Here is a 12025-nt window from a genome sequence, read left to right on the forward strand (position 1 = left end):
ATATATAAATTTAAAAACCGAGTTGTGATCTTAAATAATGACGATTTTATTCGATTTATGTTCTGAATATACCCCGAGTGGTGATCAGCCTCAAGCGATTGAAAAGCTTGTTGATAGTTTTAATGCAGGTGTTGCCTGTCAAACCTTATTAGGCGTAACAGGTTCGGGTAAAACCTACACTGTCGCGAATATGATTGCGCAATTAAATCGTCCTACATTGCTTATGGCACCCAACAAAACGCTTGCCGCACAGCTCTATGCTGAAATGAAAGGGTTTTTCCCTAATAATGCGGTTGAGTATTTTGTTTCTTACTACGATTATTATCAACCAGAAGCGTACGTACCAAGTACAGATACCTTTATTGAGAAAGATGCGGCAGTCAATGCGCATATTGAACAAATGCGTCTGTCAGCGACTAAAGCATTATTAGAGCGTCGTGACGTTATCTTAATTGCATCTGTGTCTGCTATTTACGGTTTGGGTGATCCTAAGTCGTATCTAAAAATGATGTTGCATGTGTCTGTTGGTGAGGTAATCAGCCAGCGTAGTATTATTCGTCGTTTAGCTGAATTGCAATATATTCGCAATGATATGGATTTTAAACGTTCTACCTTCCGTGTTCGTGGTGAGGTTATTGATATCTATCCCGCTGAATCAGATAAACACGCGGTTCGTATTGAAATGTTTGATGATGAAATTGAACGTATCAGCTATTTTGATCCGTTAACGGGGGCGGTTGAAAAAACAGTAGAGCGGGCGACCATTTATCCTAAGACTCACTATGTTACCCCAAGAGAAAAGATCTTATCTGCAATTGAACACATTAAAGTGGAATTGTCAGAGCGTAAGAAACAACTATTATCAGCGAATAAATTAATTGAAGAACAGCGCGTGAGTCAACGCGTGCAGTTTGATATTGAGATGATGCAAGAGCTTGGTTACTGCTCGGGTATTGAAAATTACTCTCGCTATCTATCAGGGCGTGTACCAGGTGATGCGCCTCCGACCTTATTAGACTATTTACCTGATGATGGCATATTGGTCATTGATGAGTCTCACGTTACCGTGCCACAAATTGGTGCTATGTATAAAGGTGACCGCTCACGCAAAGAAACATTAGTTGAATTTGGTTTCCGTTTACCGTCTGCTTTAGATAACAGACCGCTTAAATTTGAAGAATTTGAATCCATTTCACCACAAACCTTGTATGTATCTGCAACACCAAGTCAGTACGAGCTGGATCGCTGTGAAGGTGAGATTGTTCAACAACTCGTACGACCGACAGGATTATTAGATCCAATCATTGAAGTGCGCCCGGTTGATACGCAAGTTGATGATCTGCTAAGTGAAATTAATATTCGTGTTGCGAAAGGTGAAAGGGTACTTGCGACGACGTTAACGAAGCGTATGTCTGAAGATTTAGCTGAATACCTCGCCGATCATGGCGTTAAGGTTCGCTATCTGCACTCCGACATTGATACCGTTGAACGTGTGGAAATTATTCGCGACCTACGTTTAGGTGTATTTGATGTGCTGGTTGGGATTAACTTGTTGCGTGAAGGTCTAGATATTCCAGAGGTTTCTTTGGTCGCTATCTTGGATGCTGATAAAGAAGGTTTCTTACGTTCTGAGCGTTCGTTGATCCAGACTATTGGTCGTGCTGCGCGTAACTTAGAAGGTAAAGCTATCTTATATGCTAATCGCATCACCAAAGCGATGGATAAAGCCATCAGTGAAACCGATCGGCGTCGTGCTTTGCAACATGAGCATAACGTGAAGCATGGCATTACACCAAAAGGATTAAAGAAAAAGGTCGGTGATGCCTTAAATATAGGTAGAACACCAGAGCAACAAATGATGTTTATTGCTGAGCAAAAAGCGACGTATGCGATGTTTACGCCAGCAGCACTGAGTAAAGAGATCGTGCGTTTAGAAGAGCAAATGTATAAGTATGCACAAGATCTGGAATTTGAAAAAGCCGGTGAAACCCGTGATAAAGTGGCTAAACTGCGTGAGCAATTAATTCAATAGCCGTGAACAGCATATAGAAGCAAAAAAGCGAAACCACTTACTGTAAATAACATTAAGTCGGTTTCGCTTTGTATTTTATCTAAGCCGATTTTATGCAAAACCGACAGACACTTTATGTGCTTAGAATAACGAATCAGACAGATCAAATAGCTCTTGATTGAAAGGACGTTTCATATTGTTGATACAATCAATAATATCATGATGCACCATTTGTGAGTTCATTAGACCCACACAACGACCGCCTTCACCGTTTATCAATAGTTTAACTGCATATGAACCCATACGACTTGCCATAATACGGTCACGCGCTGTTGGTGTTCCGCCACGTTGTAAATGACCTAAAACGGTAGCGCGTGTCTCACGACCTGTAACCGTTTCAATATGCTTAGCAAGCTGGTTAACGTCTGTTACATGCTCGCACATTGCAATAATCGCATGCTTCTTACCTTTATCGATACCCGCTTGAATTTGTGCTAATAAATCAGCTTCATCATAGCCTTTTTCTGGGATAACAACGAATTCAGCACCACCGGCTACTGCTGCACCTAAGGTTAAATCACCACAGTAGCGGCCCATAATCTCAACAATAGAAATACGTTTATGCGATGTTGAAGTATCACGTAGGCGGTCAATGGCATCAACCACAATATTCAGTGCCGTATCAAAACCAATGGTATAAGTTGTACCTGGGATATCGTTATCAATCGTGCCCGGAATACCGATACATGGGAAACCCATTTCAGTTAGTTTCATCGCACCCATGTAAGAACCGTCACCACCGATAACAACAAGTGCATCGATGTCGTGTTTTTTAAGATTCTTAATCGCTTCTTCACGAACGCTTTTTTCTTTAAATTCAGGGAAACGTGCAGAGCCTAAGAAAGTACCACCACGGTTAATCACATCAGAAACAGATTTACGATCTAGTTTCTCGATACGACCTTCGTGTAAACCAGCATAACCATCGTAAATACCATAAACTTCTAAGCCAAGATGTAAGCCTTCACGTACAACTGCTCGGATTGCTGCGTTCATGCCTGGTGCATCACCACCACTTGTTAAAACACCTATTCTTTTAATCATTGAAGCCTCAAATATATCAATCGATGATACTTTATTTATTGGGTTAGAGTACTGTACTTAACTAGGTAAAGAGTTGTACTTATCTAGATAGAGTACTGTTGCAGCAGGTGATGGCACGCTTGTTAATATACTTAGCACACCAATTCTAGTTTCTCTGTTGCTGCTACTTTCTATTTAGTATAATTTTCTATTTAGTATAAAAACTCATTTATTATAACGATTTATTCTATTCTTTACTGTGTCTTTGTGACTTATTCTATTACTAAAGCGATACTAGTCACGCTTTCATATGAAACTTTTACTCGTTAAATAAAATAATGCCTCGATGCAATTTTATTTTGAAAAAAATTAGTTTAATAAGAAAGGAGTGCAGTAATACAAAATTGTTGAGCAATTAGCATTACTACACTTTTATCACTAATGCAGAGTAGAGTTTCTCTCTACATTAGGTTTTGACTGGCAATTATGCAGAAGCACCTGCAATTACTTTAGAGAATTCTACCGCGTCTAGTGAAGCGCCGCCAACTAGGCCGCCATCAATGTCTGCTTGACCGAATAATTCAGCAGCGTTAGCGCCTTTAACTGAACCACCGTAAAGGATTTGAACTTTGTTTGCTACTGCAGCATCTTGCTCTGCTAACCATGAACGGATATGCGCGTGGATGTCTTGTGCAATTTCTGGTGTCGCTGTTTTACCAGTACCGATTGCCCAAACTGGTTCGTATGCAATTACTGCATTGTTTAGAGACGTGATACCAGATTTAGTTACAACAGCTTGCAGTTGAGCTTCAACAACAGCTTTAGTTTCGCCAGCTTCGAATTGTTCTAGTGTTTCACCGATACAAAGTACAGGTACTAGGCCATTTTCTTGGGCAACAGCAAATTTGTCAGCAACAACTTCGCTTGATTCACCGTGGATAACACGACGTTCGCTGTGACCAACAAGTGTGTATTTACAACCGAATTCTTTTAACATTACGGCTGAGTTTTCACCAGTGAATGCGCCAGCTGTATTAACGTCACAATCTTGTGCGCCGTAGCTAATTGCAGTGTTAGCAGTTAATGCTTCAACTTGTGGGATAAAAACAGCAGGAGGGCATACAGCAACTTCAACAGTTGCATTGTCTTTTGCCGCATCAACTAAACCGTTAATTAAAGCTTCTACAGATGCTTTAGTTGCGTTTAATTTCCAGTTACCCATTACTAGTGCTTGTCTCATGTCTATCTCCGATATGGTTTAAAGCTATTTTTCTTCAACTTAATTAACTTGAGTAACAATGACTAAAGTTACTTAAGTTGAGAACATGAGATGATTATAGAGTCATCTAGCGTCAGGGCAAGTTGTCACAAGACAATTTTTGGTAATAAAACTACATAAAATGCAGTAACTGTGACTTGACCCACGTTTAATTACTCGATTTAGACTGAAATGCAGTGAGAATTACAGGTTGGAAAATTTATTGGTTATTTTTTAACGACAACCAAGCCAGTCCTAACCATTCATGAACCACCATAGAGCTAATTGCAAGATACCGAGCGCGAGGGAAGTAGTAATGTAATGGTGGTGTACCGTTAACCGGTTTACTGACATGTGCGGTTGGTGCAGGGATAGGGAATAAACCTTGCTGTTGGAATATCTTCATGGCTCTTGGCATATGGGTGGCTGAGGTCACTAATACAAGCTGCTTACCTTGGGTAATCTTTTTATTATCAATGGCTTCTTCTATCGTGTCTTTAGGTTGTTCTAATAATAGAATCGCTGATTTTGGTACCCCTAACGCCATGGCTAAGCGCGCATTCATTTTTGCATTACTGTTAATATCACCGCCGCTATAACCACTGAAAATCAACTTCGCTGTTGGGTTAAGTTTATAAATCCGCACGCCTTCAGTGGTTCTGGTAAGGGCTGCTGGGGTTAATTGACTGGTGATCGGCAAGCCATCTACGGTGGTGTGACCGCTGCCCAATACGTGAATATAATCGACGTTTTGCTGCTGATAACTGGGATACTGAGACTCTAATGTGGCCGCCAATCTGGTCGCAACGGGAGCAAGGCTTAAGAGTAATAATGTAATAAAACTACTAAAAAGTAAAATTTGGGCTGTTCGTTCAAAGCGTGTGAATTTATATAATAGTGCGGCAAGGATAAAAACAGTGAGTAAGAAAGGCAGTGGCATTAACCAGGTACCAATGATTTTTTTAAGTGCGAACATAAATTCCGAATACCTTATTTTTTATATAACGACCAATCTACATCAGCACCAAGTAAATGCTCTTGTTGCCAACCAAGTTGAAATTTGTTCATGAAATTAATGTGAGCATGCCATCCTTGTGGGCACGCTGATACATTCAAATAAGTCTGTCCTTGAGCAAGCTGAGGAAAGAATTTATCCTTTCCTGCAAGTTTTTTAAGCTCGACTTTCGTTAACGTTGAGAATAGATCGATATTAGGCAGTATGATACCGTCAGCCTGAAAGCTTTTAGCAATATTAAAACCTTCTGGATCAAAATCACCGAAATAGTAGATGGGTAATTTTGATTTGTAGTTATCGATAAAACGTTTAACTTCATCTGCCCGCTTACCATTTTGACTATCGCCACGATAAACGACGAGTGCGTGCTCGAAGACAGGGTTATTTTTCAGTTGGTGGAGGTAGTACATGGGCGTGAAGTTTTCACAGATGATAATCGCATCGTGTTCGATACTGTTGATCATGTTATGACGAAGTTCTAGACCAGCAGCATAAATAGAACGAAATAAAGAACTTACTTCTTGGTTAAGTTTTAATTGTCCGGCTGCGTTATTCACTAAAATGATATCTTGTGATGCATTTGCGCCGACCTTTTCATCATTGTGTCTTGCTGCGTTAGCAATTCGGTCACCATTGCAGTAGGGATCGGTTAATACATCAAGACCTATTTCTGCTTTAATAAAAGCTTGTAACTCTTCTTCTTCGCCAGCGCGTAGCTTGAAATATATTTTTTGTTTTGTTCTTTTGGATGCTGGGATCACTTGTTTATGACCTAAACCGGATAACGCCCGTATTTCTGCGTTAATTTCATCGTATTTTAGGCCTTGTTCATTCGATTCAATTAGTTTTTTACAGCGATTATATAGCGTCCTGCTAATCGTCATCATTAATCTCGCAGTAATTGAATATCGCGAACGCGTAAATTGCCTGAAATTAATATCGAACCCGGTAATTCAGTGGTGCTGGCGTCAGGAAAATCAATCGCCATCACTTTACGTACGGCGGGCGCGCACTTGTAGTATTCATTATAAAGAATACTTAACCATAAATGCTTCGGTAAAATATCGGTGAGCTGGTTGTCTTGCTGCCAATAGTGCAGGGCAGAGAAGGGGTCGCCTTTATTACTCAATACTTGGGTAAATAACGCTTCGCACTGTGACAATACATAGTCGGCTTCGAGTTGACGGGCTTTTTGTTGTAAGTCATCAATACGACCACTGCTGCGTAAATCAACGGTTTCAGCATCTGACTTACTTTCTTTACGCAATGAGTTGTAAATGTCGGTGAGTTCTTCTTGCTGTACCTGATTGCTAATATCAACACTGGCTGATAATTGCAGTGGCGCAACGCGATTGAAGATAGCCGGTACTTGCTCTCGTTCAGCGTAGTCGTCTAATTCCCAAATCGGATTGTCTTTCAGGAATTTAGACATGGCCTTAAGGCGGGCTACTTGTTCATTTTGCTTACGCAGGGTCATGAGTAATTGACGCATACGATGAACAGCGCCTTCTAACTGACGGTTAATACGACGATAACCATCAATAAAGAAAGTAACTTTGCGGCTGAGTTCTGCAGGTACATCATCCCAATCTAACCAGTTATATACATCACTAAGATTAATATCGGCTAACGCATTGAGTAGACCTTCGGTATAGGCGATGGCTTTTTCATTCTCATGGATCTTACTTTCTAAGCTATCCACAAAACCAAACTTACTGGTGATCGCCGCGAACAAGCCACTGACACTGTCTTCTAATTCATAAACAATGCCGTAAAGCTCTTCGTCAACCTGACTTAAATAGAAGGCAACTTCATTGTGCTGACCGGTTAATAATGCACGTTTATAGGATCTAATATCGCCGTCAATGTGTTGCATGACTTTAGCGATATCAGTACGTTTACGATAAGACGCATGACGTAATAATAGTTTGTCTAAAATACGCTTTAAGTTGATGGCAAGCATATAGGTGCCATCTTCTTCACTTGGGCGGATCAGCCCATTCTTGGTGAGCATTTCGAGTAATGCGGTATTCTCACCATTATCAATAATGTTGCCATCGAAATACGCTTGCGCCAACATAGTACTGTTTGATTTAGCAAACGAGGTACGTATTATCTGGGCAATTTTTTCGACTTCTGAAGCGCTTTGCAACGGTGACATTAAAACATCTCCGACTGTGAGTCATCGAAGATATGGTTATCTTGTGTTTCTAATTTCAATGATTCACTGTCATTAATAAAATCAATTAACTCGTGAATATAGTTCATTTTAGCGGTGATCTGATAAATGGTACTGCCCGTTTCTAAACGTTGTACGTAGCCAGCTTCAGCTAATTTTTTTAAGATAAAGTTAAGCTGTTCCGAGATATCATTACGGCTGGTTTTGAAAATACCTTTATTGGTTAATAACGCCAGTTGTTGTTTTAACGTTGGCTCGTGTTCAATACCACGTAATAGCTCAGACAAGCGGATAGTATCGCCTGCGCGCATGGCACAATCATGTACCAGAGCTGTCATGGCGAGATCTAAAAAGTTAACCAATGGACGGAAGATATCACGTACTTGGCGTAACTGCTGACGAATATCCGCGCGGTTTTCTTCTTCAATGGTGCAGTAACAAGCGACAAAGGCTAAGCCGTCTTCAATCACTTTTACCTTACGGTTAATCAAACGCAGGTAATCATTTACCTTTTCAAATAAGCTCTGCTCAGACAGGTAGCGGTATGCATCAGGTTGACTGACCTGACAAATGGTATGACCCTGTAACAATAATTCAACGGTAGTTTGAAACATGGGTTAACCCTCTTCTTGCATAGTGGCTGGTGTCGCTGCGGCTATGATTGATGCTGTCGTTGTAGACGACGTCTCTGCGTTTACCGGTGACGTTAATTCAGGTTCTGCTGCTAAGGCTTGTTTGGCATCCCCATTTAACAGTGCCATGAGTGGATCATCATCAACATTCATCTGGATCAGACGTTTGTTACGGCTATCAATTTCGTATAGGTGATCGAATAACTGCAATACCGATTTATCGGTTGACGGAGATGCCGTCATGATCTGAATGCCGTGCTGGTTTAACATCGTTAGCATCGCCTGAATATTTTCAGAGTGGAGCTCACCTAATTCATCCACAGGCCAAGTGATCACGGTATTTGCATCGGGGCGTAACATGGTCGTTAAGCCGGTAAAGAAGGTGATTAATGCCAGATAAGATAGACCTGTTGATGATACATCTTCCAACTCTTTTGGCGTTGTCGCACGAGTCGTTCGACCATTTTCAACAATGGTGAATTCAATATCAAATAACTCATTGTGCTGCATGCTATTGTTTTTTGGCAATACCGCCGACAGTTCATCTAAGCTATCGATTAAGTCTTGTGGAATACTGCGATCGTGGGTGAGTTCGGTATTGGCTTGGTATGCCTCAAACGCCTCGTTTACATTCTCTAGCTGTTTCCAGTAACCTAACTTGTCCATTTTAGTACGAATGGCAATTTTAATATCACCGAGGGCGGTGAAGAACTGCTTACCATTCATGTGGCTAGACAGTTTACGGCCAGTACGGGTAATATTGCGATCAAAGTTACTTAAATGGGTATAGATAGATAAAATATCGTTAGCCCGTAATTCCACTTCGTGCGTTGTCGATGTTTGCAACAGTTTGGCGTTTTTCAATACGTAGCTCAGCTGTTCGCCGCTGTTAATCGCTTCTTCAAGACGGTAGTTCACCATTTCTGGATCACTTTCAATGCGGTTTTCTAACCAGCCAATTTGCAGTGTACTTCTTGAGTAACGTTTTAATTCACTGCTAATTTTATTCACCGAGCTTAATACATTACTTTGTTGTTTACCTAACAGACTCATTTGACTGTTGGTTAGCTTCGAGATGTTGTTGACGCTGTATTCTGGTAAATCATCATGTGTCACAGCTGGGTAGTCTGCTAGTTTTATAAGGCTGTTATCTAAGCCTTTTAGTTGTAATACCAAGTCAGTAACGAGTTTATCGAGCTGGGTTTTCTCTTGCTCTAGCTTATCGGTAGACTGCTGATAGTCTTGCTTTTTATCTTTTAATTGCTGTTGGAAACGTTGGATCGCAGTATCTAAACGACGTAAACGCTCACGACCTGGTTCCACTTGCGACCATGATGTTTCTAACCAGCTATTATACTTATCTGCTTTTTGTTGGAATACTTTGGCATTCTCAACCGCTTTCATGGTTTGTTGTATTTTCGCTTCAAGGGCGTTAAAGATGCTGGCATTAATCCCCGCGTCACTCAATGCGGCTTGGAGGGCATCGGCAATACGTTGCATTTCAACGTGTGCTTCATTACGCAGATTGTTGAGTGATGACTGGTAACTATCAATACGTTGATTGTAGTCAGTTTCTAGCTGGCAATGTACGCCTAAACGTTCGTTGTTGAGTTCGTTGTGACGACTTTGATAGTCAACTTTCGCTTGGCTTAATGCTTGTAGCGCTTGAACTAAGAGTAGTTCTGTATCCGCTAATTCAGTTTGCACTCGCGCGATCGCTAAGGTTTTATGTTGTTCTAGTTTACTGTTTAACTCATCTTCTTCATTTACTAGGCTAGTGAGTAGTTGATTTTGTTTAAACAGTAATTGCTTGCTCGACATTAATTGTTTATCAAGCTCTTCAACGTCTTTGTTGATCAGCTCTAATGCTTGTTGCAGTTGTTCTAGCTCTGCTTTTTTCACGCCAATCTGCGCCGTGATATGCTGTTCTTTTTCTGCTAATGCACTGTCTGTAAACGACGCATTTTCTAGGGCATTCAGGTTTATTTTTATGCCATAAAAATATTGCACTTGGGTTAGCGCGGTTTCAGTATCGGATTGTTTCGCTGCGTCAGCAAATGCGGCTAATAACTCTGGCTCAAGATGCAGATGTTTTAATAACTCAGGGTTAATTACACGGCCAATGTTGCTTTGCCAGTTTGGTACGTGCTCAACAAGGAAAGCATGTAAAGACCCTTTGGCTGGGCTTAATAGCGTTTGTACATCACGGTGCTGTTGCGCTAAATGGTTTAATTCAATTTTTAAGCGGTCGTTGGTTTGCAGCGCTTGATGTTGTTTTTGACGTAAGCTTTGAGACTCGCTGCTAACACGGTTGTAGGCTTCTTGACGCTCGCTAATACTACGACGGCACTGACTTAAATTCTGTTGTAATTGCTGAGATTGGGCAGCAAGTTCTGGATCAAACTGCGGTTGTGTTAACTGCAGATTAAGCGAGATCTTAGTATGTTCAAGCGGTGTTTTCTTTTCGGTTAACTGATCAACCAGTGTCTGTGTTTGGCTTCTTAATTCACTTTCTAACGTCGCATAGTGCAGTTTGTTTTCACTTAACTCGGTGGTTAACTGCTGACGCTGAGAACTGATCTCGTTAGTCAGCTGTTGCTCACGCTTGTTAAAATCAAGCTCTTGCTTTTGCTGTTGTTCGGTAAACGTGCGGCTAAGATCGGCTGATTTTTCACTTAACTGGGTCTTTTCGTTGTTCAGGTTGATTAAGCGTAAGGTAAAATCAGATAACTCAGAACCACGTTGTTCATAAGTTGCAGCTTCATCATCTTCAAAATCAATCTTTTCTTGTTCTAACTTATCCAGATCGTGTTTTATTTCGCGATGCGCTTTTTCTTCATCGTGGCAGGCGTCTTCGATCGCTAATACTTGCTGTCTGTGTGCTTCTTTTAAGTCGGACAGTTCAAGCAGTACTTCTTTTAAACGCGTGTCGGCGGTGCCTTGATCTTGATTACACTTCTGTTGGTAGATATCAGCAAGGTGATGCAGGTGCTGTAGATCTTTTTTGATTTCAACCAGTGAATCAATGTCAGTTAATGACGATAAGATCTTATCTTCTAGATTGAGAATTGCTTGTGATGAATGCAGATCGGCTAGCCAGCTATCAATATCGCTTTTATCAATGTTGACCATGTCAGTCACGTTATGGCTAAGCATTTCCGAACTGATGGCGTCTTGCGAGATCTCGATGATCATTTGTTTGATCACGTCGAAATTAGAGATCTTATTGAATACCGAGGTAACGACTTTTTCAATGTGCTTAATCGGTGTTTGGCTCATTGAAAAACGTTGTTGCAGTGCACGCAGTGATTTCTTGCCGCCGAGATCACGATGATTCTGAATGACTCTTGCATAATCATCGACACTTAACAGGCTGCTGACTTCGCAACGATGTTGGGTACGGTAATGACGTTTAATTTCGTCATCGCCAAAGATATTGCCACTTTCATCAAGGTACATCTTGATATCGAACTGATGATCAATAAAGCGGTATTGCAGCTTATCACCATCGCTTTTAATTAATACGTGGCATAACTGTGGCTCTGGCGTTCCAGTTGGACGTTGATAGTCAAAAATGATGTAGCTGGTTTTGCGCGGTAAATAATACGCGGCAAATGATTTCTTGTTGGCATTACGTTCAACAATACGTCCAGGTCGCGCACCCCAAAACAGCATAGGCAGTTTAAGTAATGTCGTTTTACCGGCACCATTGGTCCCCGCAACTTTGATATTGCCTGTGTTATTTAACTCAAGTAATTTACCCGGCCAAAAGCTATCAATAAGGTAAGTTGTGCGACAAAGATATTGTTGTGAAGAATCAGTCATCATCATTATTTTGCAAGAAATC

The 12025-nt window shown here is 40.9% G+C and carries 8 protein-coding genes; 1 reads left to right on the forward strand and 7 read right to left on the reverse strand.

The window, feature by feature from the left end; translation table 11 throughout:
- The first annotated feature begins 37 nt into the window (after positions 1 to 37).
- Complete coding sequence (uvrB, locus tag PE36_RS20160; protein ID WP_006033939.1) at positions 38 to 2032, forward strand: excinuclease ABC subunit UvrB; 1995 nt, start codon at positions 38 to 40, stop codon at positions 2030 to 2032.
- Between the two features lie 120 nt (positions 2033 to 2152).
- Here the strand turns inward: uvrB and pfkA are convergent, their stop codons facing one another.
- From pfkA to PE36_RS20195, 7 genes are all read right to left on the reverse strand, one after another.
- Complete coding sequence (gene pfkA, locus PE36_RS20165) at positions 2153 to 3115, reverse strand: 6-phosphofructokinase (RefSeq protein WP_006033940.1); 963 nt, start codon at positions 3113 to 3115, stop codon at positions 2153 to 2155.
- Between the two features lie 463 nt (positions 3116 to 3578).
- Positions 3579 to 4334, reverse strand: a complete 756-nt coding sequence (tpiA, locus tag PE36_RS20170; protein ID WP_043994907.1) for a triose-phosphate isomerase — start codon at positions 4332 to 4334, stop codon at positions 3579 to 3581.
- A 238-nt stretch (positions 4335 to 4572) separates the two neighbouring features.
- Positions 4573 to 5328, reverse strand: a complete 756-nt coding sequence (gene elyC / locus PE36_RS20175; RefSeq protein ID WP_006033942.1) for an envelope biogenesis factor ElyC — start codon at positions 5326 to 5328, stop codon at positions 4573 to 4575.
- A gap of 14 nt (positions 5329 to 5342) precedes the next feature.
- Positions 5343 to 6254: a Wadjet anti-phage system protein JetD domain-containing protein gene (locus tag PE36_RS20180; protein ID WP_006033943.1), complete on the reverse strand. Its 912-nt coding sequence runs from the start codon at positions 6252 to 6254 to the stop codon at positions 5343 to 5345.
- Positions 6254 to 7528, reverse strand: coding sequence for a hypothetical protein (locus PE36_RS20185; RefSeq protein WP_006033944.1), 1275 nt, complete (start codon positions 7526 to 7528; stop codon positions 6254 to 6256). The genes PE36_RS20180 and PE36_RS20185 overlap by 1 nt, the downstream gene beginning before the upstream one ends.
- The gene (locus tag PE36_RS20190) at positions 7528 to 8160 is read right to left on the reverse strand and encodes a hypothetical protein (protein WP_006033945.1); all 633 of its coding nucleotides are present in this window, start codon (positions 8158 to 8160) and stop codon (positions 7528 to 7530) included. The genes PE36_RS20185 and PE36_RS20190 overlap by 1 nt, the downstream gene beginning before the upstream one ends.
- A 3-nt stretch (positions 8161 to 8163) precedes the next feature.
- Entirely contained in the window at positions 8164 to 12009 is a 3846-nt protein-coding gene (locus tag PE36_RS20195) for an ATP-binding protein (protein ID WP_006033946.1), read from the reverse strand.
- Positions 12010 to 12025 lie beyond the last annotated feature (16 nt).

It is taken from the genome of Moritella sp. PE36 (genome assembly GCF_000170855.1).
Lineage (GTDB): Bacteria > Pseudomonadota > Gammaproteobacteria > Enterobacterales > Moritellaceae > Moritella.